We start from the raw sequence: 22,316 nt of genomic DNA on the forward strand, positions 1-22,316 counted from the left end.
CCGGCCGAACCCTTGACGGGCTCGGCCGCACTTCGATTCTAGACCGGGAGCTTGCGGCTGTAGTCGATCAGGGTCGAACAGATCAACAGCGCAATGCCCGCGGCAGCGAAATACATCAGGGCGAGGAAGTAAGAACCGGTGGCCTGCACGATGAAGCCGACGATCAACGGCGTCGTGATGCCGGCGATGTTGCCGCCGAGATTCATGCAGCCGCCGAGGAAGCCGGACTTGCCGCGGCCCGCCAGCGCCGAGGGGATGGCCCAGTACATGCCGCACCAGCGCAGGAAGAACAGCGTCGTCGACAGCAGTACCACCACCGCAACCGCATTGGTGACGTAGGCGACGAGGAAGATCGAGACGGTCGCCATGATCGCAGCGATGCCGAACAGCGTGCGGAACACGGTGTTGGGCGCCCCGCCCCGCGCGCGCCAGCCATCGCCGATCCAGCCGCCGACCAGTTCGCCGACGAAGCCCGCGAAGAAGATGATGAAGGAGGCGCCGCCGAGCGCCTTGATGTCGAAGCCGTGCACCTTGAACAGATAGGTCGGCATCCAGGTCAGCAACCCATAGAAGGTGGTGTTGAAGAACATCCAGCCGAGGCACATGCACCACACCGAGCGGAAGCGGAAATAGGCCATCCCGCTCGCGCCTGACGAGGGCGGCGTCGCCGCGTCCTCGATCGCATGCGCCTCCTCGAGATAGCGCGCCTCGGCTTCATTGACCGACGGATGCTCGCGCGGCACGTTGCGGATGTAGTACCAGGCCCACAGCCCGCACAGCATGGTGCCGATGCCGGCGACGACGAAGGCGACGCGCCAGGAACTGAATGCCGCCATCAGCCAGGCGATCACGATCGAGCCGAGCGCAGCGCCAAGCGGCGCACCGCCGTCCAGCAAGGTCGCGCCGCGGCCGCGTTCGGTCTGCGTCATCCAGATCGCGTTGAGCTTGCCGCCGGCCGGATAGATCGGCGCTTCCGACGCGCCGAGCCCGAGCCGGGTCATGAGCAGCAGCATCCAGCTGGTGGACAGCGCCGCCAGCGCCTGGAAGAAGCCCCAGAACAATGTCGCGAGCGCGATCACGATGCGCGGCTTGAAGCGATCGGCAAGCATGCCGCCCGGCACCTGCATCAGCGCGTAGGTCCAGAAGAACGAGCTCAGGATCAGGCCCTGCATCGCCGGATCGATATCGAACTCCTTGGCGATGACCGGCATCGCGACCGACAGCGAGGCGCGATCGATATAGTTGATCGAGATCAGGAACAACATCAGCAGGAAGATCTTCCAGCGCACGCCGCTGGGCTTCGCCGTATCTGCCATTGCGATGGTGGACACCTGATCGCTCATTGCTCGCTCCTCTGCCGGCAGATTGCTTTTTGCCCTGGCGTGCCCTCGTCCCTGAAGGTCACTGGCCTCTCCTGCCCCGCAAGAAGTCTGCTTCAACCGAGGTGAAGCGACAAGCACATTTTGTATTCTGCATACAATTTTCTATATCATATTGATAATACTATGTATTACGTATTCTTTGCCTCGATATTGATCCGGTCATGGCGAGGAATTGGGCGCCAGTTCACCTGCCGCGCCGGGATTTCTTCAGCGACTTGGCCCGGCGTTGCGGCTACGGCAATCGCGCTCAACGGTGGCCTTCATCGATACGGTGCGGCGGATGAAGAGCAGCGACAGCAGCAAGTGACGGCGCCCGTCGCAGGCTATGCGTCCTCGTCGAAGCGAGCCAATGCTGCCTCGATGAGTTCGATCTCCTCGCGGAGCGTGTCATTCACGACCGTTGGCCTGAAGCCCGGGACGCTGTGTGCTCGAACGCCGTCCAACAGGCGTTGGCGATGGTCCCTGAGCTCTTCCAGCGCTTGACGATTCTTCAGCGACACGTAGCCGGCAATAATTTGCTCGATGGCGTTCATTGGAAATCCACGATTCTAAAAATAGCGTGCTGTAATCCCTCGATTAAAGCGGGCAAACCGCTTTCCTGGCAAGCCCCGCGACGCTGTGCGGGGAGCGTTAATGCCGGCGGCCGGCTCACCCTGAAATCGCCAATCACTGAGTTGCCCAACGGCGCAAGCCCCCGCCGCACCCTCAACTGTCATCGCCCGGCTCGGCCGGGCGATCAGTACCCCGCGGCCTATCCGCTCAAGCACAAACGTCTCTGGAATACTGGATCGCCCGCTTGCACGGGTGATGACTGCGCGTGTTTGACATCTTGAATCGAGAACCATCCTCACCGTCGTCCTGGCGAAAGCCAGGACCCATTACCCCAACTGCGCATTGTTGCGCGACGCTGGGGCCGCTGTCTCGCTCATCATCCGCTGCGGTGGTTATGGGTCCCGGCTTTCGCCAGGACGGCGGCAGTGGATGCAGCGCATAAGCATGATCTATCGGCTGACAATGACGGCGAAGCGCGCGGTATCGGCTCAAGCCGCGGTCGGCTCGCTCGACAGCGCGGCGAACACCGTTTCCGGCGAATGCGCGATCACTGCGAGCAGCGCGCGGGCAGGTCCCCGCGGGGCGCGCTTGCCCTGCTCCCAGTTGCGGATGGTCTCGACGGGAACGCCGAGCTTGGCGGCGAATTCGAGCTGGGTCAGCTGGGCGCGGCGGCGCAGATCGCGCACTGCGGGTCGCGCGGCCGCAGGGTGCATCGCCGCCTCGGCCGGATGTGCCGGCCCGAGCGGGATTTCCTGCCCGTCGCGCAATTCGACGATCCGTCCGTCCGCCTTGAGCCGCAACCGCTGCATGATGGCCCCCGTGATGGCCCCCTTGAAGATAGGAGCATCATCCGCCAACCCCGTTAAGGCGCGATTAACGATAAACCGGCCGTCAGGCCCCCCTCTCAGCATGATCTCTTTCGAAAAACCGCTTCGCACTTTTTCGGATCATGCTCTATTTCAGCCCGAACCACAGCGTGGCGATGCCGAGGAACGAGAAGAAGCCGACCACGTCGGTGACGGTCGTGACGAAGGTGCCGGAGGCAACCGCGGGGTCGGCGCGCACCCGTTCCAGCACCATCGGAATCAGGATGCCGCCGAGCGCGCCGGCGACCAGGTTGCAGATGATCGCAAGCCCGATCACGATGCCAAGGCCCGGGATCTTGAACCAGGCCACCGCGGCGATGCCGGTGATGACGGCAAAGGCGATACCGTTGACGAGCCCGACCATGGTCTCGCGCAGCACCACGCGCATCGCGTTGAACGCGCCGAGCTCGCGGGTGGCGAGCGCGCGCACCGCGACCGTCATGGTCTGGGTCGCGGCATTGCCGCCCTGGCTCGCCACGATCGGCGCCAGCACCGCGAGCGCCACCATCTTCTCGAGCTGTCCCTCGAACAGGCCGAGCACCGACGAGGCCAGGAAGGCGGTGGCGAGATTGACCAGGAGCCAGTTGAAGCGGCCGCGGGCGATCGTCCAGACCGTGTCGGACAGCTCTTCGGGATGGGTGACGCCGCCGAGCGCCTTGAGGTCCTCGTCGGCCTCCTCCTCGATCACGTCGACGACGTCGTCGATGGTGATCACGCCGACCAGCCGGTCGATGGTGTCGACCACGGGAGCTGCGACCAGATTGTACTTGCCGAACACCCGCGCGACCTCTTCCTGGTCCTCCAGCGCGGAGACCCGGCGACGGTCCTCATCGATCAGGTCCGCGATCGGAACCGGGCGGCGCGTGCGCAGCAGCACGTCGAGCGGCACCGCGCCCAGCAGGTGCTTGTCGGCGTCGACCACATAGATCTCGTAGAAGCGGTCCGGCATATCCGGCGTATCGCGCATGTAGTCGATCGCCTGCCCGACGTTCCAGTCCGGCGTCACCGCGATGAACTCGGTCTGCATCCGCCGGCCGGCGGAATTCTCTGGATACAGCAGGCTGCGCTCGATGTCCTCGCGCTCGGCCGCCGGCAACTTCTCCAGGATCTCTTCCTGGTCCTCCTCGTCGAGGCTTTCCAGCAGCTCGACGGCGTCGTCGGATTCGAGCTCGCGGACGCCCTCGGCCACGGTCTCCGGCTCGAGTTCCTCGAGGATCTCCTCGCGGACCGTCTCATCGACCTCGTTGAGCGCCGAGAAGTCGAAGTCGGTGCCCGTGATCTCGACCAGAGTGACGCGGTCGTCCGGCTCCAGCGCCGCGATCAGGTCGCCGAGATCGGCCTCGTGCAGTTCCGCCACCACCTCGCACAGCAGGGGCCGATCGGCGGCATGGATGGCTCGGGTGATGCCAGCGACGAATTCGGGGCGGAGTTGGCCCTCCTCGTCCCGCATCGGCATCCGGGCCAGCGGATCGCCCTCGGCGGGTTCGGCAACGTCGAAATTCTCGGCCATGCCGTGTTTCGCCGGTTTGACAGGAGGGGAAAAACTGGTTGGATGAGTGCGGAACGGATTACCTAATCGGTGGGGCCCTGTGCAATGAGAAAGAAGTCGAGCGCACCGCGACCGATCCTCAACGTTGTCGCGGCGCTGATCGCGCTCGCACCTTGCGCGCTGACCGGCGCGGCGAAGGCCGCCGAGTGCACGCGTAAGGATGCGCTCGGCACCTCACGTGTGCTCGAGGTCGATCCTGCGACCTATCCGCGCGTCGGGCTGAAGAGCTTTCCGCAGACCCTGCCGCTCCGGGATGGCGAAGTGGTGCTGACCTTCGACGACGGGCCGACCCCCGGCGTCACCGACAAGGTGCTGACGGCGCTGGCGACCGAATGCGTGCAGGCCACCTTCTTCATGGTCGGCCGCAACGCGGCCGATCATCCCGATATGGTCCGCAAGATTGCGCGCCTCGGCCACACCATCGGCTATCACAGCTGGGACCATCCGCACCTCAACAAGATGCCGCTGGATCAGGCCGAGGCGAACATCAACCGGGGGATCGAAGCGGTCGGGAAGGCCCTGCGCGGCACCGTGAGCACGGTCCCGAGCACGCCGTTCTTCCGGTTCCCCTATTTCGAGTCGACGCCCGCCCTGCTCGAGCGTCTGGAAAAGCGCGGTATCGCGGTGTTCGGAGCCGATTTCTGGGCCAGCGATTGGAACAAGATGACCCCCGATGAGGAACTCAAGCTGCTCACCGGGCGGCTCGAAGGCCACCGCAAGGGAATTATCCTGCTGCATGACCCGCAAATGCGGACAGCCGAGATGCTGCCCGCCTTTCTAAGGTATCTGCAGCAGCATAATTATCACGTCGTCCACATCGTCCCGGCAGCGATGAAGACCGTGTCTGACCGGACACATTGAACCCGGCACCCAAGGTGGATTACAGACCGTTAAGGCGGCATTCATGGGGCCGCCCTTAAGGATTCGTCAGTGCGTTTGGACTGCGGCCGAGATTCGATGATTGCAAACGTCCTGGTGATGATCCGGAAGCGGTCGCGGACCGTGATCGGCGCGGCACTGCTGGGCTGTTGCTTCATGACGCCGCAGGCCGCCCTCGCCGCGGATTGCCCGGGTAACCCCAACGCGCTCGGCACCTCGCGGACCATCGTCGTCGATCCCAGGGAGCATCCGCGGATCGGCACCATGCAGTATCCGGAGACGCTGCCGCTCGCCGACCACGAGGTGGTGCTGACCTTCGACGACGGGCCGCTGCCGAAATACAGCAACCAGGTGCTGGCCATCCTCGCCAGCCAGTGCGTCAAGGCGACCTTCTTCACCATCGGCTCCCAGGCCCGGTTCAATCCGGAGGGCGTGCGCAAGCTGATCGCCGCCGGGCACACCGTCGGCACGCACAGCCAGAACCATCCGCTCACGATGAACAAGATGCCGCTCGAGAAGGTGCGGCAGGAAGTCGACGACGGCATCGCCTCGACGCTTGCCGCGCTCAACGGCGACAAGAGCAAGCTCGCGCCGTTCTTCCGGATTCCCGGCCTGATGCGCGCCGAGATCCCCGAGGCCTATCTGGCGTCGCAGGGCATCCAGGTCTGGAGCGCCGACTTCCCGGCCGACGACTGGCGCCACATCTCGCCGCAGCGGGTCTATGACCTCGCGATCCAGCGGATCGAGGCCAAGCACAAGGGCATCCTGCTGCTGCACGACATCCAGCCGCGCACCGTGGCGGCGCTGCCGCGCATCCTCAACACGCTCAGGGAGCGCGGCTACCGCATCGTCCATGTCGTGCCCGCGACCGCCGACCGCCCGGCCACGCCGACCCAACCGCAGCAATGGTTCATGCATCCGCCGACCGAGACGGTGGCAACCACGCGCTGGCCGAGAATCCCGAACTTCGTGTTCACCGCGACGCGGACGCTGCCGGCACCTGTCTTTGCCGACATGGATTGGCGTGATGCGGACGTTCTCGACCACGCGCAGCGCGCACGCGTCGGTGTGCCCGTCCGCACGCTGTGGCCGCAGCCGCAGGTCGCGCAGCTCGCACCGGTCTCGACATTGCCGATACCAGCAGCCGACGTCTTTCGCGTTCCCGAAGCGCTCGACCTGACCCTGCTTGCGGCGCGCTCGGCGACGAATCGCCGCGTCGCAGCCGCCGGCGCACCGCGCGCGCAGGCGATCTCGGCGCGCCAGGCCAGGCACCCGAAGCAGGCCGCGCATCAGGTCCCCGCGGCGGCGCATGGCAGAAGCCGCGGCGCGCCCCTGCATGTCGCGCCGCCGGCTGCGAGCAACGCGGCAGTCCACGTCGCCAAACGCACTCCGCGCGCTGAAGCCTCGGCGGCCGGCAAGCGCGTGCCTGACTAGAGCGCTCTAGCTGGCCACGATCTTGGCGACGCAGAGCAGGATCACCAGCGCCAGGAAGAAGATGTCGATATAGGATTTGATCTCGCCGGCATGCCTGAGCTCGGTGACATCGGCGACGATCTGCTTGCGCGAGGCTGCGGCATTGGGCCCCTCGCCGGCCGCAGCGGCCAGCCGCCGTGTCTCACCTTCGAGGCGCTCGATGCGCTGGAAGAAATAGAACGAGCGCAGGCCGGACAGTGCATGCATCACCGCATAAACCAGGACCAGGATCGCGACAGTCGCGCGCTGCTCGTATTTCTCCAGCAGGTTCAGCGTGAAATAGACCAGCCCCAGGAACACGAAGTTGGAGACGGCGCGGTAGACGTAGCTGGCAAAGATCATCGGGAGCTCCGGGTGGGGCAGGCTTGGGCCGCGTGATCGAAAGATGCGGCCTGCAGTCGGCAGCGCCATACCAGCGAGGCCATCCATCCGCCACTCTACCCGACCGGTGTTACAGGATCGCATCGACCGCACCTCCACGTCACACACCGGCTCGAGCCGGTACGGCCGGCGCATCGTTATATTCCGCCGCACCAGTCGCCCCATTGACGCGGCGCGCCCGGCTTGCGATGTAATCCGCCCCGGACATCCCAGGGTGGTCAATGCACGTCGTTCGCTCGGTTCGCCTCTGGATGAAGGAGGGCAGATCCGACAAGCTCTATGAAGTCGATCTCGTCGATCTGGAACGCGCCGACGACGACGCACGGTATCTGGTCAATTTCAGATATGGCCGTCGCGGCACCTCGCTAAGGGATGGAACCAAGACCCCATCGCCGGTCACCCGCGCGAATGCCGAAAAGCTGTTCGATAGTGTCGTGGTGTCCAAGATCAACGACGGCTATCGCCGCATCGACGGCGATGCACCGCCGCTGACCGTTTCTGATACCGATGTCGATACCAACGGACGCGACACGGAATTGCTCAGGAAGCTCGCGGTCTGCGCGCGCAGCGCGTGGCCAGAGAATGAGCGCGACCGCCTGTTCTGGCGCCTCGGTGTGATCCGGCTCACAGCCGCCTATCCCCAGCTCGCCGCCATCGCCGAGAAGACCGGCGCGGCGAACGCGAGCTACAGCCTCGTCTATGCGCTGGCGCGCTGCGGCGGCGCCGACGCCGCCGATCTGCTGCGCCGCTGTGCCGACGTCAATGTCAGCCTGATGACGCGGGACTACGCGGCCTATGCCCTCGCAAGTGAACTGATGGGCGCGCGGCGAGCGTCGCCGCGGCTGTCGCTGCCGCGAACGACGGATGCCGCGGCGACCCGCGACATCGAGATGGCGCTGGCGAACGGCAACGGCGCGGGCCTGATCCAGGCCCTGCTGGCGGCGAATTCGGTTCAGCCGGGTTTCGCCAATCAGTTCCTCATTGCGCTCGCCCACCATGCGCTCGCAGACAGCGCTGCGCGCAAGACGCTGCTCGCGGCTGTGCACGCGATGAGCCCGCGACCGCCCTATGTGCAGGTGCTGCGGCGGCTGTTCAAATATGCCGATCTCACCGACGACGGCCCGCTGTTCGCTGCAACCGCGCGGCAGTTCGAGCTGGCGACGCCGATGTATTATCGCGGCCGGGTCTACAACGACCGCGTCTGGCTGCCCGGTTCGCGCCAGGCGCTGAAGCTCAGCGAGGAACTGCAGAGTGCGGCTCCGCGCGTCGCGCTGTCCGACCAGACCCTGCTCTACTTCAAGCGGCGCGCCTGGCGCATGCTGCGCAAGCGCGCCGAGCTCGGGCAGGACGCGTTCACGGCGATGGCGAGCGAGCTGCTCCTCGCCTTCACCGACGCCGACGGCATCAAGCCGGCGACGTGGACCGAGCATATCCGGATCGAACGCAGCTATCGTCCTGTCCCTCATGCCGCCGAGGCGCTCAGCCGGGTTTGGAGCGTCAGCCACCTGCTGCATGCCGCGGCCCCGACCAGCCACTTCAATACCAGGGCTCTCACGCATCGCCATGTCGGCGACCGTGCGCCGGCGCAGCGCGAGGAAGCCTTCCCCACGCTATGGGATGCCCGGCCTGAGCGGCTGCTGCGCATCGCGACACTGGCGCGCAATCACGCGGCAGCGCGCTTCGCGGCCGAGGCGCTGCGGCAGGGCCCGCCGCGGCCCGAGACGATGGACGTGGCCGCGATCGGCGGCCTGCTCGCCTCGCCCTATCCCGAGGTCACCACACTTGCGGCCACGATCGCACGGCGCCTGATCGATGCCGGCAAGGCCGATGCGGCATTGATCGCCGCGCTGCTTGAGACCACCGCACCTGAGATGCGCGATTTGGCCATCCGCGCCATTGACGACCGCGCCGATTGGCCGTGGGCCGACCCCGCCCTTGCGCGCGCCGCGCTGACCAGCCCGCACGACCACGTACAAGCCCGCACGCGCGGCTGGCTGCGCGACCGCACGCCCTCGCGGGAGCAACGCGCCCGCGCGACGGAAGCGTTTGCGGCCTGGCTCGCGCACTTGCCGTCACAGCTTGACGAGCTGCAGCGCGCCGGCCTCACGTCGGCTCTCGCGCTGCTGCCGCAGCTCTGGCCGGATCGCGACTGCCCGCTGCAGCCGGAGGTGATCGAGAGCCTGACCGGCCACGCCAGCCCCGACGTCCAGGCAGCCAGCATCCAGCTCATCGCGGTGACCCCGACACGGCCCGGCGACCTGCCGGAAGCGTTCTGGCAGGCGATCCTGCAGGCTGATGCGCCGGAAATCCGCATGGCTTCGATGAGCCTCTTGGCGCGGCTCGACGACGCCGCGCTCGCGCAACATCGCGATGGCATCGTGCTGGCCGCCACCGGCGACCATGCCGGGCTGCGCGCGGCCGCGCGGCCACTCGTCACGCGCCTTGCGGCGAGCGACGAGGCTTTCGCCATCCGGCTGCGCGACATGCTGATGGCCGGCTTCTTCCGCGCCGAACCTATCGAGGGCCATGCGGCCGACATGGTCACGCTGTTCGTCGAAGCGTTGCCGCAAGCCGCGGCCGCCATCGACGACGGCACGCTGTGGCGCCTGTTGCAGGCGCGCGCATCCGGCGCCCGCATGCTCGGCGCCAAGCTTTTGGAAAGCCGCGCCCCGTCGCGCTTCTCGGTCCGCCAGCTCGCCCGCCTCGGCAACCATCCGTTCGCCGCCGTGCGCCGCTTCGCACTTGATGCGTTCACGGCTGACGAGCCCCGCTTCCGAGCCGACCCGCAGAATGCGGTGCTGCTGGTCGAGAGCGAGTGGGATGATGTCCGCACGACCGCGGTGAACCGCCTCACGGCATGGCCCAGCGATGCGCTGCCGGCGGCGGCGCTGGCTGTGATGGCCGACTCGACCGTGCCTGCGGTGCAGGACGGCGCCCGCCTGCTGCTGCGGCGCAGCCTCGCCGACAGCGATATCGCCGAGGTGTTGGGGCGCGTGCTGGAGCATCCCTCCGGCAGCTTCCATCTCTTCGTCACCGAGCTGATCACAGGCGAGTCGCTGGCGGATGCGGCGATCTTCGCCAAATTCCTCACCCAGGCCCGCGTCATCCTGATGCAGATCAACCGCGGGCGCATCGCCAAGGACCGGATCTTCACGGCGCTGCGCAATGAGGCGCTGGCGCACCGGGACCGCGCAGCGGCGATCGCGCAGCTGCTGCACGACTTCACGCTCAGCGTAACCCTGCGTGACAAGGCGCCCGCGCTGATCATCCTGCGCGACATCGCGCATGCCTGGCCGGATCTGCCGCTGCCCGTCACCGTGGCCCGCGCCGGCCGCACGCCGCCGGGCGGCGGCTCGCAAACCAGCGGGACCGCCGCATGAATTTCGCATATCGATTTCTCGGCAGCACCAGCGCCTCGTCCGACGCCGCCTCGTCGTCGTTCGCCTTCGCGCCGGACACGCTGCGCCAGCCGACCTTCTTCACCGGCAAGGTGGCGCGTCATCTCGCCTTCCGCGAGGCAATCTCCGCGCTGCATCACGTCGTGGTGTCGGACCTGCGCTTCAAGCCGCGCGATCGCACCGCCTATTTCGAGTGGCTGAAGCAGAACGAGGCCAATTTCCTCGCCGAGGCCACGGCGCAGTCGGCGGCGCTCAAGCCGCGCATCGCGGACTTGCAGGACCGCATCCGTGGCTTCGACCGCGAGCGCGATCGGCAGATGAAGCCGTTCTGGGCGGCGCGGCAGGCTTATTTCAACTACGTCTACAAGCAGAACCGCGATGCCTGGATCGTGCTCGATCCGGTGATCACGGTGCACCCGGACGAGATCTTCTTCGAGTGCTTCAGCCTCGACGAATCGAGCTACGGACGGCTGTCCTGCGACCACGACGTGTTCGAGAGCCTCGGCGAGATGGCGTTCGGCACCACCAATATCGACTACAGCCACGCCCTCTACGACGAATTCCAGAAGATCCGCTCCTATCGCGACACCACCCTCACCATCGATCCCTCTGGGTTCGAGGTGCAGACCGGCGACGATCTCGACTTCCGCGAGGAGAAGATCGACCTGCCGGACAGTTGGGTGCGCGGCTTCCTGCAGGTGTCGAGCGCGATGACCCTGCCGGCGCATGTGTTCGAGCTGCATCCCGTGGACATGGCCAACATCCTCACCCGCCTCGCGCAGAAGAAGGAAAAGGCCGGCCCGCGCTCGCTGCGGTTCGTGCTGAAGCCAGACGCGCCGGTAGAGGTGGTGATCGAGCCGTGGCACGAACGGCTGACCTTCCGCCGCTCGATCTATCGAGGCACGGCCCCCGCCGAGATCCGCATCTGGGGCCGGCGGCGGCTTGGGATCCTCGAGCGGGCGCTGCCGCTGGCGCGATCGGTGCGGGTGCATCTGACCGGGACCGGCCTGCCGTCGTTCTTCGTCGTCGACTTCGGCGGCCTGCGCTTCACGCTCGGCCTGTCCGGCTGGACCGCGAACGACTGGTCATCCGCCGGGCAATTCGACCTGCTCGCGCCGCGCCACAAGGTCGACAACGACACCGCGCAGCGCATTTTCGCGGCACTCGGCAAGTCGCATGCGGCGACCGCCGCTGAGCTCGCGCGGCAGACCGGCGTCGACCAGACGCTGGTGCATGCGGCGCTCACGGCCTACACCCAGGCCGGCCGCGTGATGTTCGACCTCGACAAGTCGCTCTACCGCCTGCGCGAGCTGACGCGCGAGCCGCTGTCGTCGGCCCAGCTGCGCTTCGCCAGCCCGCAGGAGGAGAAGGCCGATCGCCTCATCAACGCCAACCTCGTGACGATCGGCAACATTGATCGCAACCAGGGCGTTCGCAAGATCAACGGCAGCGTGCTCGACAACGCGCGCACCGAGCAGGTGAGCCTCGTCATCGACGACGACGACCGGCTCGTCGAGGCGCGATGCAGCTGTCATTTCTATGGCCACAACAAGATGATGCGCGGCCCGTGCGAGCACATCCTGGCACTGCGCCGGATCTTTCATTCGCAAGTCGAGGGCGTCGCCCAGGATGGGCCCGCCATCGCATGAGTGACATGAAACCCTTGATCCGCAGAGCCGGCTTGTGCCGGCGACGGCAATTCGCGTATCACTGCATTCGGAAGGGCGCAGGCCGGTCAGGACCTTGCAACCCGGGCGGCGTATCGCCGTCCTTGCACCATGACCACGCATGCGTCACTGGCCCGATCTTCACTGGGCCGGGGCAGTCCACCCCTACGCAATCGCAGAATGGGTTCCTTGAACCCAATTGCGTAGGGGTGGACGCCCCGGCGTCGAGTGGATCGATCCAGTTCTTAGAAGAGACGAAGGCAATCCGGCCTGCGCCCTTTCCGATCCCCCTCCGCAAGGCCGCCGCACTCCTGACCGGAGGGCTGGCCGCGTGAACGAGACCGTTGCTCCCGGCACGTTGACGCGCCAGGAACTCTACGACCGCATCCGCCAGTCGTCGAAGGACGAGGTCATCCTCGAGGAGATGATCCGCCTCGGTTTCTGGCCCGATGGCGAGGATGCGCCGGCGCCCGCCGCGGACGCGATCCGCGGCCGCGCAGAGGCGATGCGCGAGCTCACCGAACTGCAGCGCCAGAACGCCACGCTCGCCGATCCCGAGCGCGCGCTGAAGGAAATGCACAAGCGCCGCAAGGCCGAGGCGATGGCGCGGCGGCAGGAGACCAAGCGCCGCAACGCGGAGGCGCGCCAAAGCCGGGCCTTCGCCTGGTACGACCGGCGCAAGCGCGACGTGCTCTATCTCGGCGAGGACGTCTCGCGGGGCCTTCATACCCGTACGACCACGACGCCCTTGCGCGACGGCCTGCCCCCGCTCGCCGATGCCAAGGCGCTGGCCGACGCGATGGGCGTGCCGCTGGGCGAGCTGCGCTTCCTCGCCTTCAACAGGAAGGTGGCATCGGTCAATCACTATCAGCGCTTCACGATCCCGAAGAAGAGCGGCGGCGAGCGGTTGATCTCGGCGCCGATGCCGCGCCTCAAGCGCGCGCAGTATTGGGTGCTGGACAACATCCTCGCGCGGGTGCCGCTGCATGATGCCGCGCACGGTTTTGCTCCTCAGCGCTCCATCCTGACCAATGCGCGCAACCATGTCGGCCGCGACGTGGTGATCAATCTCGACCTCAAGGATTTCTTCCCGACCTTGACCTACGCCCGCGTCAAGGGCCTGTTCGAGGCGCTGGGCTATGCCGAAGCGGCCGCGATCCCGCTCGCGCTGTTGTGCACCGAACCGATGGTCGACGAAGTGGCGCTCGACGGCGAACGCCACTTCATCGCAGACGGCCCGCGGCTGCTGCCGCAGGGCGCGCCGACCAGCCCCGCGATCACCAACCTGATCTGCCGCAAGCTCGACCGACGCCTTGTGGGGCTCGCGCGCACACTTGGTTTCGTCTACAGCCGCTACGCCGACGACCTGACCTTCTCCGGCTCGGGCGAAGCGGTGAGAAAGATCGGCACCTTGCTCAAGGCCGTGCACGGCATCGTCGCCTCCGAGGGGTTCACGGTCCATCCGGACAAGACGCGCGTGATGCGCCGCTCGACGCGGCAGGAGGTCACCGGCCTCACCGTCAACGAGGCGGTGGCGGTGCCGCGCGACCTGCTGCGCCGTTACCGCGCCGTGCTGCAGCAGGTCGAGCGCCATGGACCGGAAGGCAAGCACTTCGGCCCCGGCAAGGACGTGATCCGGTCGCTGCTCGGCTTCGGCCATTTCGCTGTCATGGTCGATCCGGAAAGCGGCGCGCCCTTGCTGCAGCGAGCGCTGCACCTCGCCGCGCAGTACGCTCCCGCCCCGTCCGCGCGGCGCCCGACCCGCGCTGCATTCCGTAAGGCTGCGGCCGCCGGCCAGACACCGCCCGGCCGGCAACGGACTCCCGCGGAGCGACCGCCGCCAGCACCGGACCCGGTCTTGGTCGCGCTGGCGCGACAGGACGCAAAGAAGCGGGCTGCGCAAGCCCGCACTGCTGCGCCCAGTCCGTCGCGCCCGCCCAATGTTCCGCCACCACCGGCAGGCGTCACGCGCCCGGATGGCCCGCCGCCCGCACCCGCGGCGGGACCGGCGACGGCACCGAACAGGAAACGGCCGTGGTTCGTCACGGCACTGGTAATCCTGTTGGCGCTTGCCTTGCTGCCGCTCCCTGGCGGCCCCGCCATGGCTGGTGCGTTGCTGTTTCTTTACTTCAGCCGATGGTGGAAGCGGTAAGCGGCCGGAGCTTTCGCGTGAGAGCCAGCTAACGCACTAGCTCTGAGGTTTGGACAGGAACGAGTCCTGTGTCCAGCCAGCGCCACCCATCGCTACAGCGATCGAACCGCCACCGGCTCGACCAGAGCTACTTGCCAGATACTGGTTCAGAAGCGCAAAGCTGCTGCCAGCTTGAGATGCGGCGGTCGTGCCTTGATCTCCCCACCCAGAAGTTGCCTGCGGCGCGGCGGCTGCCAACGAGGTCGGCTGCGCAAAATCCTGGTTTGCCCAGCTTCCAGTGCTTGCGCCGGTCGTGCTCGCCGACCAGCCGGACGATGATGTCGGCGCCAGTCCCATGGCGGCTAGCATCGCTCCCATGGGGCCGGGGTCGGTCGTTGCAGCGGTCGGCGATGGGTCGACCGCCGCGGCCACCGGCGAAGTGGTGTCCGGGATGACAGTTGGCGCGACAATGGCGGTTGTCGAATCGGTCGCGGCCGGGTTGGTCGCAACTGGGGTCGTCGTCGTGGTCGGCTGGGTGGGCGGTGTGGTCGGGTCTGTCGAGGCAGTGACGTTGGCACCGGTGACGGTGTTACCGCTGCCGGACGGCTGATAGAGCTGGACCTCGGCGATCTGCATCGGCATCGACGATGGGGTCGAACTGTCCAGCGCAGTATGCCATCCGGCCGCGTTTGAGTTCGCGACCTGATTGCTCATGATCAGCTGCATCGGCTCGTTCGGAATCGGGACCTGCGCGCTGGTCGCCGTCGCAATCTGCTTGCCGTCGAGATACCAGGTGATCGATTGGCCGGGCACCCAGTTGATGCCGTAGGTATGGAAGCCGGCCGTGAGGTCGATGCCGGTGTCGACCGTGCCGCCGACCGTCCCTGAGGGCGTGTGAAGATGCCAGGTGAAGGCCTGGTTGGCCGGCCCATTGCCGGTATATCCCCCCTCCTGGATATCGATCTCGAAATTGTCGCCGCTGCTCGAGCCTGCGCCGGGCATCAACCAGAGTCCCGGCCATGCACCGTCGCCGCTCGGCGCCTTCATGCTGATCTGAAGATAACCGCCGTCAAATTCGAAGTTGCCATAGCTGCTGACGGCACCGGACGTGATCGGAAACGTTTGTGCGGTGCCCTGATTGATGCCGCTGACCTGCTGCGTGGTCGCCGTGAGATCGAGAATGCCGTTGCTCACGCTCACCTGGCTCGGCATGTCGTAGTCGGCGTCGTACGGGCCGCCCGGCCCGCTGCCGCCTGATCCATTGCTATTCCACGCCGAACCATTGGCGGCGTTGCTCGTGATGTAGTTGTGCCAGTAACTGTCTAGCGTCGTTCCAGAGAAGCTCTCCTGGTAAACGAGATTGCTCGACGTGAAACCTGCTGGCGCGGCAAGTGCCATTCCATGTTCCTTCCAGAGATTGAACGAAGAATTCCACTGTCGCGAACTGCGCGACCATTCCACTGCCGCGAACCGCGCGACATACCACATGCCCGGCGCGCGCGCGGCGCGGGCACATTCCAACGCAGAGGAGATTTCGAGGTACGCTCCCTCGACTGCTCGTCGATTGGCTAAAGATCAAGTATGGCGAAAAATGGCTTCAAAATGATCTTCACATGGGCGGTTGCGCAGCGGCTCGCCTTATTCGCACGAGACTTTCGCACGTGGGCTTCCGATTGGTTGAGATTTAATTCGCGACTGCGCTCGCGACGATGCCTTTGAAGGCGTGGCCGCGCATGCGCGCTACGGCCTGATCAGGGGCCGCGTGCGCAAGCTCAGTCGCGACACCGCCGCCAATCCGACCGCGGCTCCCGGCAGTGCCGCTACGCTGATCACGCAAATGAAAATCCACGTCCGAGTGTTCGCCGGCAAAGTCGTGCGCGGGCGAGTCCGGCCGATAAACAAGGCATGGGCGGCCACAAGTTCAAGAAGTACGCGGTCCTGGCCGGCGTCAACGAGGCAGAGTTGCCATGGTGTGCGCAAGGGCTCGTGCCGAAGTGGCTACCTACGCCGACTGCACCAAGAGCCGGATGATAGCGACGTTCGGCCGGACCGCCCCGAAAATGCCCGTCCATTACATCGCGCAGGCGAATCGAGTGAGGCTTGGCATCAGTGGAATGGAGAAAATCGCCACGTTCGATCGGGGCCAGTCACTGGACGGCCGGCTGGCGGTGCCGCAAGCGAATAGTGCGCCGGAACGGCGTGGTCCCATTCCCAGAAAAAAATCCTAATTATTTCAATGGGAAATGTTAATTAATGGTGCGCTCGGAGGGACTCGAACCCCCACGGTGTTACCCACTGCCACCTCAAGGCAGCGCGTCTACCAATTCCGCCACGAGCGCTAAGGATGTCGGATGGAACCCTAAGGCGCCGCCGCATCGACGGGGCCATGTAACAAATCACGGATGCAGGGACAAGGCGATTAATGCGCGAATTAACTGCGAACCCCGGGAGATTTCGGCAGCATCTGCTTGACCTCGACCGCAATCCGGTTGCGGTCGACCAGGACCACGCCGCTGGCGACCGGCAGGTTGTTGGCGAGGATCTTGACCTCGTCGGCCTCGGTGGCATCCAGTTCGATGATGGCGCCGCGGGACAGCCGCATGACCTGATGAATCGGCATGGTGGTGGTACCGAGAACCACCATGAGATCGACGCTGACTTTATCGAGCGTGGGCACTTCTGAACCGCCGAACGGGAACTAAATTGTGGGTTCACCTGACCACGTTAGGGTTAGCTAATGGTTAACGACCGCCAAAGCCTCGATTTGACGACCTTTGCGCGCCCTTCGGGCGGCGAAGCGGTCGAGTGGCTGATTGCCGACCGTCCGGTGCCCTACCCCGATTCTCTCGCCGCCATGGACGCCCGGGTGGCGGCGATCGCCGACGGCGCGGCGCCCGAACTGGTGTGGCTGCTGGAGCACCCGCCGCTCTATACCTCCGGCACCAGCGGCAAGGCCGACGATTTGCTCGATCCGCGCTTCCCGACCTTCCAGAGCGGCCGCGGCGGCCAGGTCACCTATCACGGCCCCGGCCAGCGCGTGGCCTATGTGATGCTCGACCTGAAGCGGCGCCGACCGGATGTGCGCGCCTATGTCGCCTCGCTGGAAGAGTGGATCATCCGCACGCTCGCCGCCTTCAATGTCCGCGGCGAGCGCCGCGAGGACCGCGTCGGGGTCTGGGTGAAACGCCCGGACAAGGGAGCTGGCTTTGAGGACAAGATCGCCGCGATCGGAGTGCGGCTGCGCCGCTGGGTCTCGTTCCACGGCATCGCGATCAATGTCGAGCCCGACCTCTCCCACTTCCAGGCGATCGTGCCCTGCGGCGTGGTCGATCCGCGCTACGGCGTGACCTCGCTGGTCGATCTCGGACTGCCGGTCACGATGGCCGATGTTGACATCGCGCTCCGGCAGGCCTTTTCCGAGGTGTTCGGCGACACCGCGGCGCGCCTGCCGGAAGCGACTGGTTAGAACTCACGCCGCCTTCTGCGGCGCGACGTCGAGCTTGCCGGCGATGTAGCGGCGCTCCTGGGTCAGGCCGCCGAAGCCGTAGGCATCGCCCTTCACCTCGTCGACATGAGCGTAGCTCTCGGTGTGGAGCGGGCCGAGCAATTCGCCCATCCGCTTGAACAGCGCGGCGAGATAGGCGGCCTTCTCGTCCTTGGTGTTGGTGCCCTCGCTGACGTGGACGTCGAGCCAGTAGCTTGCGAGCCCCTGCTCGGCGAGCGACTTGCCGCCGGCGAACCAGTCGGCGGCGTCTGCGGACTTCGCGATGACAGCGGTGACCTTGGGATCCTTGTGCAGAATCCGTGCGGTCAGCTCCGACACCGCGGCGGCGATGTCAGACTTCAGCGACGGCGACTGGCGCGAGGTCGCGTAGGTGACGGTGATGAGCGGCATGATCGGTCTCCTTGAATTCGGTTGGCGCGGTCAATAGCGCCTCCTCTAGCTAGACCTTCCCGCATCATCTTGGTATCTTATCCATACGGATAGCAATGATAACGATTACTGATCATGACCACCACACTCGACATCGACACCGTGCAGGCCTTCCTCCTCGTCGCCGAGCTGCAGGGTTTTACCCGCGCCGCCGAGGCGCTCGGCACCACGCAGGCGGCGATCAGCATGAAATTACAGCGGCTCGAAGCCGTGCTGGGCAAGCGGCTGGTCGAACGCTCGCCGCGCGCGGTGCGCCTGACCGCCGACGGCGCTTCCTTCCTGCACCACGCCCGCGCGCTGATCGAGGTGCACGACCGTGCGCTGTCGGGCGAGAAGCCGGCGCGGCAGCAGCTGACGCTCGGCATCAGCGATCACGCCGCCGGCCCCGAGCTGGTGCCGCTGCTGGAGCAACTGCACGCGATGGCCTCGCAGCTTGCGCTCTCGGTGACCATCGGCTTCTCGCGCGAAATGCTCGATGCCTACGATGCCGGCGAGCTCGACGCGGTCATCGTGCGCCAGGAAGGCAGCCGGCGCGGCGGCGAGAAGCTGACCGAGGATGAATTCGGCTGGTTCGCCGCCAAACGCTTCGTCTGGCCGCGTGGCGATGCGCTGCCGCTGGCGACCCTCGCGCCGCCCTGCGGGGTGCGCGCCCTCGCGGTTCGCGCGCTCGACAAGGCCGGCATCGCGTGGAGTGAAAGCTTCGTTGGGGGCGGCGTCACTGCGGTCGTGGCCGCCGCGCTCGCTGGCCTTGCGGTCGCTCCCCTCGTCCGCCGCATCGCGCCACCTAGCCTGATCGATATCGGTCCCGCCCACAAACTGCCGCGGCTCGGCGCGTCAAAGGTGATGCTGCATTCGAAGGTCAGCGATCCCGCGAAGCTCGCGGCGCTCAGGACGCTGGCTGCGACGTTTCGGAGCGTGGCGTCTGCGGCCTAACGCGAACGACGCACATGGGCTCACGAGGTACACTCGCCGGCCTCGAGCTCTCGCACGACAAACCAGTAGGTCAGACCTGCGACGAATCCGGCTATGGCGAACAGACAGCCAAATCCCGATGTCCAGACTGCCGGAGATCGCAGCAGCAGGCTGATGCTCAACACTCCGATCACGGTGCCTGCGCAGCCGAAGAACACGGCCGATCCAATCAGAAGCCGATCGCCCAGCCAGATGACGATCGCCGCAGGAATCGCGGTCAGTAAACACGTGACGGCGAAAACCAGGAATGAGGGAAGGAGAAGCGCGACGATGCCTCCCAGCAGCCTCGTCATATCACCGCCCGACGCGATCATCAGAAGGGTCTGGGCGACGCCGGACAGCACCGCAGTCGCGGCGCCACAGCCCGCCAACCAACCTCCGAATGCACGTGAACAGGCGCTGGACATCGTGCCCTCCTCTATAGGATCGCCTCGAACGCGCTGCGCAAGGTTTCGTGCCGGAACACAAAGCCGTTGCTGAGTGCCTTATTCGGCAGCACGCGCTGACCGCCAAGCAGCAGCTCGTCGGCGAAATCGCCGCCGACGGCGCGGAGCAGCGCGGCCGGCACGCGGAAGACCGCTGGCCGGTGCAAGCGGCGCCCCAGCTCCTCGGTGAATTTCGTGTTGGTCACCGGGATCGGTGCGGTCGCGTTGATCGGCCCCGAAAGCTCGGGCTTCGCGATCACGTGGGCGATCAGGCGCACCAGATCGTCGCGCTCGATCCACGACATCCACTGCCTGCCCGAGCCGAGCGGCCCGCCGAGACCGAATTCGAACGGCGTCAGCATCCGCGTGATGAAGCCGCCATCGGTGCCGACCACGAGACCGATCCGCAAATACGCGACGCGCACGCCGTGCTCGGCGGCGGGCTTGGCCGCATTCTCCCAGGCCTCGCATAGTTCGTGACTGAAGCAGGCATGGGACTTCGCCGACTCGGTCAGCACCTGGTCCTGCCAGAGCCCGTACCAGCCGATCGCGGAGCCGCTCACGAGTACCGACGGCTTGCGCTCGAGGCGCGCGATCAGCTTGACGACATCAGCCGTCATGTCGATCCGCGAGACGATGATCCTGCGGCGCTTGGCCTCGGTCCACAGGCCGTTGCCGATCGGCTCGCCTGCGAGATTGACGATGGCGTCGATCCTGGTCTGGGCGGGCAACTGGTCGAGGCTGGTGATCAGCGTCACCGGCGGCGCCAGCATCTCCGCTTTCGCCGGATTGCGGATCAGCGCAATCACCTGGTGGCCTGATGCTGTGAGGCTTGCAACCAGACGGCTGCCGATGAAGCCGGTCGCGCCGGTGACCAGCACGGTCTGCCGCGGCGGCAATTTCTCGACCAGCGTTGCGGCCGGCCGGCTTGCCATTCGTCCGAGGCGGCTCGCCGCGGCAAAGTCCCGCGCGCCGAACAGCGCGGCGCCGGAGGCCGCAGCCGTTGCGAACAGGCTGAGGAGACCCGCATAAGCCGGCACAACAGCGGTCGGCAGCATCGCCCGGCCGATCAGGACCGGCACCAGCAGCACGAGGATGGCGCCGTAGTTGATCGCGAGCAGCGTGTGGTTGATTCGCTCGCTCGGCGGAAGCTTGCGGCTCAGATCCTCCTCGACGAAATCCATCAGCGTGATCACGACTTCGACCACCAGCACGGCCAGGATGGCGATCGCAAGAATGCCGTGGACCTCGAGCCAGCCGAGCACGAGGAACAACAGCGCATAGAGCATGTTCCGCACGCTGTGCAGCTGAAGCTCATGGCGCTGCGACGGACGCCAGGCCAGCCGCTCGGTGAATTCGTGGTGATAGAAGGTGTCGAATGCGCCCATCGCGATCTGGATGGCGACCAGGGTCCACAGCAGCGGCGTCATGACGAGGCCTCCCTGAACACGGCAGACTGACGGATCAGCCGGCCGAAACGCGGGTGGATGATCTCCAGCGTGAAGCGGAAGTCGCCGCACCCGAGATCGGAATGGGTCACTGTGAGATCGCCCGGCGTGAGCCATTCGGGCAGCGGCAGGCGAAACGGACCAAGCCGCAGCGAATAACCGACACTGCGAAACACCAGCGCCTCGTGCTCGACCGCGATCGTCAGCGCCATGCTGACGCCGAAGCCGACATACTCCTCGAGCCCGGTCGGCCCGGCAAAGCGCTTGGCGGAATGGATCACCTGCGGGAAGCCGTCGCGGCGCGCGCAGATCCGGGTCCAGACCTGACCGCCGCTGGCGGCGTCCTCGGTGACCGTGACGATCATCGGCACGCCGGTCTCGCGGCCGGTCGGGAGCGGTCCGCCGATCAGCCGTGCGGCCTGTGCCAGCCACCAGCCGGCGCGGCTGCTCGCGGCCTCCTCGACCTCGCCGACATAGACGACGGTGTTGCCGTCCTCGAACCGCTTCGAGAAGCGCCGCCAGATCGCGACCGGCAGGCGGCCCCAATCCTCGTCCGACAGCAACGCGCGGAAGCGATGGTCGTCGAGCAGTTTGGTATCGGAAGCAGGAGCTGTCTTTAAGGTGGATATCCTTGCTGACGCCATCGTACACTCCCGTTACGCCGTGGCCCCTATTTGGCCCTGCCTGTGGGCAAGAAACTCACGATCTTCTCGCCGAGCTTGATCAGCGCGACCAGCCGCGGCCGCGGCACGTTCAGCATCTGCGTGTACCAGCGGTCGACCAGCTCGGTGAATGTCAGCATCTCCTTCAGCCGCTTGCTGGCGAGCGGAGAGATGGCGGGATCGTCGGCCGCGTCGGAGACGCAGGCGCGCAGCGCCGCGAGCGCAGGATCGATCTCGCGCTCCTTGCGCCCGGCCGCAATCTTGGCGGCGACCTCCCAGATGTCGGTCTCGGCCTCGAAGTGGTCGCGGCGGTCGCCGAGGATCGGCACCCGCCGGATCAATCCCCAGGACAACAATTCTTTGATCGAGTTGGAGACGTTGGAGCGCGCCATACCGAGCGTGTCGGCGATGTCTTCCGCGGTCATCGGCGCCTCGGCGAGGTAGAGCAGCCCGTGGATCTGGCTGACCGAGCGGTTGACGCCCCATTCGTCGCCCATGTCGCCCCAATGCAGGATGAAGCGCTCGACGACGGCGGGAAGTTTTCTCTTGGCTGTTATTTCTGTCATAACAGAAATATCAGACTGTTCGGAGCAGAAG

Annotated in this window: 19 protein-coding genes and 1 tRNA gene; 7 read left to right on the forward strand and 13 right to left on the reverse strand. The window is 66.1% G+C overall.

The window, feature by feature from the left end; genetic code table 11:
* Positions 1 to 38 precede the first annotated feature (38 nt).
* The 4 genes from QDT69_RS10745 to mgtE form a co-directional block, all read right to left on the reverse strand.
* Positions 39 to 1,343, reverse strand: a complete 1,305-nt coding sequence (locus tag QDT69_RS10745) for an MFS transporter (RefSeq protein ID WP_279706542.1) — start codon at positions 1,341 to 1,343, stop codon at positions 39 to 41.
* A 362-nt stretch (positions 1,344 to 1,705) separates the two neighbouring features.
* A complete protein-coding gene (locus QDT69_RS10750; RefSeq protein ID WP_146985479.1) occupies positions 1,706 to 1,915 on the reverse strand; it encodes a hypothetical protein in 210 nt (69 codons plus the stop codon).
* Between the two features lie 507 nt (positions 1,916 to 2,422).
* Positions 2,423 to 2,743, reverse strand: coding sequence for a helix-turn-helix domain-containing protein (locus tag QDT69_RS10755; protein ID WP_279706543.1), 321 nt, complete (start codon positions 2,741 to 2,743; stop codon positions 2,423 to 2,425).
* A gap of 145 nt (positions 2,744 to 2,888) precedes the next feature.
* The gene (mgtE, locus tag QDT69_RS10760) at positions 2,889 to 4,310 is read right to left on the reverse strand and encodes a magnesium transporter (RefSeq protein ID WP_279706544.1); all 1,422 of its coding nucleotides are present in this window, start codon (positions 4,308 to 4,310) and stop codon (positions 2,889 to 2,891) included.
* An 84-nt stretch (positions 4,311 to 4,394) separates the two neighbouring features.
* On the opposite strand from mgtE, the gene QDT69_RS10765 reads away from it, so the two are divergent.
* Positions 4,395 to 5,210 carry a polysaccharide deacetylase family protein gene (locus tag QDT69_RS10765; RefSeq protein ID WP_279706545.1) on the forward strand — a complete coding sequence of 272 codons (816 nt, stop codon included), beginning with the start codon at positions 4,395 to 4,397 and terminating at the stop codon, positions 5,208 to 5,210.
* A 96-nt stretch (positions 5,211 to 5,306) separates the two neighbouring features.
* The gene (locus QDT69_RS10770; RefSeq protein ID WP_279706546.1) at positions 5,307 to 6,662 is read left to right on the forward strand and encodes a polysaccharide deacetylase family protein; all 1,356 of its coding nucleotides are present in this window, start codon (positions 5,307 to 5,309) and stop codon (positions 6,660 to 6,662) included.
* Positions 6,663 to 6,668: 6 nt separating this feature from the next.
* Here the strand turns inward: QDT69_RS10770 and QDT69_RS10775 are convergent, their stop codons facing one another.
* Positions 6,669 to 7,043, reverse strand: a complete 375-nt coding sequence (locus tag QDT69_RS10775; protein WP_021080572.1) for a hypothetical protein — start codon at positions 7,041 to 7,043, stop codon at positions 6,669 to 6,671.
* Positions 7,044 to 7,303: 260 nt separating this feature from the next.
* Between QDT69_RS10775 and QDT69_RS10780 the strand changes: the two genes are divergently transcribed.
* The 3 genes from QDT69_RS10780 to QDT69_RS10790 all read left to right on the forward strand — a co-directional run bounded on the left by QDT69_RS10780 (position 7,304) and on the right by QDT69_RS10790 (position 14,299).
* Positions 7,304 to 10,462 carry a hypothetical protein gene (locus tag QDT69_RS10780; protein WP_279706547.1) on the forward strand — a complete coding sequence of 1,053 codons (3,159 nt, stop codon included), beginning with the start codon at positions 7,304 to 7,306 and terminating at the stop codon, positions 10,460 to 10,462.
* The gene (locus tag QDT69_RS10785; RefSeq protein ID WP_279706548.1) at positions 10,459 to 12,129 is read left to right on the forward strand and encodes an SWIM zinc finger domain-containing protein; all 1,671 of its coding nucleotides are present in this window, start codon (positions 10,459 to 10,461) and stop codon (positions 12,127 to 12,129) included. The genes QDT69_RS10780 and QDT69_RS10785 overlap by 4 nt, the downstream gene beginning before the upstream one ends.
* 349 nt (positions 12,130 to 12,478) lie before the next feature.
* The gene (locus tag QDT69_RS10790) at positions 12,479 to 14,299 is read left to right on the forward strand and encodes a reverse transcriptase family protein (RefSeq protein ID WP_279706549.1); all 1,821 of its coding nucleotides are present in this window, start codon (positions 12,479 to 12,481) and stop codon (positions 14,297 to 14,299) included.
* A 36-nt stretch (positions 14,300 to 14,335) separates the two neighbouring features.
* Here the strand turns inward: QDT69_RS10790 and QDT69_RS10795 are convergent, their stop codons facing one another.
* From QDT69_RS10795 to QDT69_RS10805, 3 genes are all read right to left on the reverse strand, one after another.
* Positions 14,336 to 15,676 (reverse strand): glycoside hydrolase family 16 protein, encoded by a 1,341-nt coding sequence (locus QDT69_RS10795; protein ID WP_279706550.1) that lies wholly within the window; start codon positions 15,674 to 15,676, stop codon positions 14,336 to 14,338.
* Positions 15,677 to 16,532: 856 nt separating this feature from the next.
* Positions 16,533 to 16,617, reverse strand: a tRNA-Leu gene (locus tag QDT69_RS10800).
* A 92-nt stretch (positions 16,618 to 16,709) separates the two neighbouring features.
* Positions 16,710 to 16,955, reverse strand: coding sequence for a FliM/FliN family flagellar motor switch protein (locus QDT69_RS10805; protein ID WP_021080574.1), 246 nt, complete (start codon positions 16,953 to 16,955; stop codon positions 16,710 to 16,712).
* A 60-nt stretch (positions 16,956 to 17,015) separates the two neighbouring features.
* Between QDT69_RS10805 and lipB the strand changes: the two genes are divergently transcribed.
* Positions 17,016 to 17,744 carry a lipoyl(octanoyl) transferase LipB gene (lipB, locus tag QDT69_RS10810; protein WP_279706551.1) on the forward strand — a complete coding sequence of 243 codons (729 nt, stop codon included), beginning with the start codon at positions 17,016 to 17,018 and terminating at the stop codon, positions 17,742 to 17,744.
* A 3-nt stretch (positions 17,745 to 17,747) separates the two neighbouring features.
* On the opposite strand, the gene QDT69_RS10815 is transcribed toward lipB, so the two are convergent.
* Positions 17,748 to 18,173, reverse strand: coding sequence for a 4-oxalocrotonate tautomerase family protein (locus QDT69_RS10815; RefSeq protein WP_279706552.1), 426 nt, complete (start codon positions 18,171 to 18,173; stop codon positions 17,748 to 17,750).
* Positions 18,174 to 18,287: 114 nt separating this feature from the next.
* On the opposite strand from QDT69_RS10815, the gene QDT69_RS10820 reads away from it, so the two are divergent.
* A complete protein-coding gene (locus QDT69_RS10820) occupies positions 18,288 to 19,145 on the forward strand; it encodes a LysR family transcriptional regulator (RefSeq protein ID WP_279706553.1) in 858 nt (285 codons plus the stop codon).
* Positions 19,146 to 19,165: 20 nt separating this feature from the next.
* On the opposite strand, the gene QDT69_RS10825 is transcribed toward QDT69_RS10820, so the two are convergent.
* Genes QDT69_RS10825 through QDT69_RS10840 form a run of 4 tightly spaced genes read right to left on the reverse strand, consistent with a single transcriptional unit; the run spans position 19,166 to position 22,285 of the window.
* Complete coding sequence (locus QDT69_RS10825) at positions 19,166 to 19,591, reverse strand: hypothetical protein (protein ID WP_279706554.1); 426 nt, start codon at positions 19,589 to 19,591, stop codon at positions 19,166 to 19,168.
* Positions 19,592 to 19,602: 11 nt separating this feature from the next.
* Positions 19,603 to 21,039: a TIGR01777 family oxidoreductase gene (locus QDT69_RS10830; protein WP_279706555.1), complete on the reverse strand. Its 1,437-nt coding sequence runs from the start codon at positions 21,037 to 21,039 to the stop codon at positions 19,603 to 19,605.
* Entirely contained in the window at positions 21,036 to 21,701 is a 666-nt protein-coding gene (locus QDT69_RS10835; RefSeq protein ID WP_279706556.1) for a DUF4166 domain-containing protein, read from the reverse strand. The genes QDT69_RS10830 and QDT69_RS10835 overlap by 4 nt, the downstream gene beginning before the upstream one ends.
* Positions 21,702 to 21,727: 26 nt before the next feature.
* Positions 21,728 to 22,285 carry a MarR family transcriptional regulator gene (locus QDT69_RS10840; protein WP_050421614.1) on the reverse strand — a complete coding sequence of 186 codons (558 nt, stop codon included), beginning with the start codon at positions 22,283 to 22,285 and terminating at the stop codon, positions 21,728 to 21,730.
* Positions 22,286 to 22,316 lie beyond the last annotated feature (31 nt).

It is taken from the genome of Bradyrhizobium sp. CER78, assembly GCF_029846235.1.
Classification (GTDB): Bacteria; Pseudomonadota; Alphaproteobacteria; order Rhizobiales; family Xanthobacteraceae; genus Bradyrhizobium.

Coding starts and splice junctions, on each gene's coding strand:
- QDT69_RS10745 (WP_279706542.1), bottom strand. CDS start 1,343: ATGAGCGATCAGGTGTCCACCATCGCAATGGCAGATACGGCGAAGCCC.
- QDT69_RS10750 (WP_146985479.1), bottom strand. CDS start 1,915: ATGAACGCCATCGAGCAAATTATTGCCGGCTACGTGTCGCTGAAGAAT.
- QDT69_RS10755 (WP_279706543.1), bottom strand. CDS start 2,743: ATGCAGCGGTTGCGGCTCAAGGCGGACGGACGGATCGTCGAATTGCGC.
- mgtE (WP_279706544.1), bottom strand. CDS start 4,310: ATGGCCGAGAATTTCGACGTTGCCGAACCCGCCGAGGGCGATCCGCTG.
- QDT69_RS10765 (WP_279706545.1), top strand. CDS start 4,395: ATGAGAAAGAAGTCGAGCGCACCGCGACCGATCCTCAACGTTGTCGCG.
- QDT69_RS10770 (WP_279706546.1), top strand. CDS start 5,307: ATGATTGCAAACGTCCTGGTGATGATCCGGAAGCGGTCGCGGACCGTG.
- QDT69_RS10775 (WP_021080572.1), bottom strand. CDS start 7,043: ATGATCTTTGCCAGCTACGTCTACCGCGCCGTCTCCAACTTCGTGTTC.
- QDT69_RS10780 (WP_279706547.1), top strand. CDS start 7,304: ATGCACGTCGTTCGCTCGGTTCGCCTCTGGATGAAGGAGGGCAGATCC.
- QDT69_RS10785 (WP_279706548.1), top strand. CDS start 10,459: ATGAATTTCGCATATCGATTTCTCGGCAGCACCAGCGCCTCGTCCGAC.
- QDT69_RS10795 (WP_279706550.1), bottom strand. CDS start 15,676: ATGGCACTTGCCGCGCCAGCAGGTTTCACGTCGAGCAATCTCGTTTAC.
- lipB (WP_279706551.1), top strand. CDS start 17,016: ATGGTTAACGACCGCCAAAGCCTCGATTTGACGACCTTTGCGCGCCCT.
- QDT69_RS10815 (WP_279706552.1), bottom strand. CDS start 18,173: ATGCCGCTCATCACCGTCACCTACGCGACCTCGCGCCAGTCGCCGTCG.
- QDT69_RS10820 (WP_279706553.1), top strand. CDS start 18,288: ATGACCACCACACTCGACATCGACACCGTGCAGGCCTTCCTCCTCGTC.
- QDT69_RS10825 (WP_279706554.1), bottom strand. CDS start 19,591: ATGTCCAGCGCCTGTTCACGTGCATTCGGAGGTTGGTTGGCGGGCTGT.
- QDT69_RS10830 (WP_279706555.1), bottom strand. CDS start 21,039: ATGACGCCGCTGCTGTGGACCCTGGTCGCCATCCAGATCGCGATGGGC.
- QDT69_RS10835 (WP_279706556.1), bottom strand. CDS start 21,701: ATGGCGTCAGCAAGGATATCCACCTTAAAGACAGCTCCTGCTTCCGAT.
- QDT69_RS10840 (WP_050421614.1), bottom strand. CDS start 22,285: ATGACAGAAATAACAGCCAAGAGAAAACTTCCCGCCGTCGTCGAGCGC.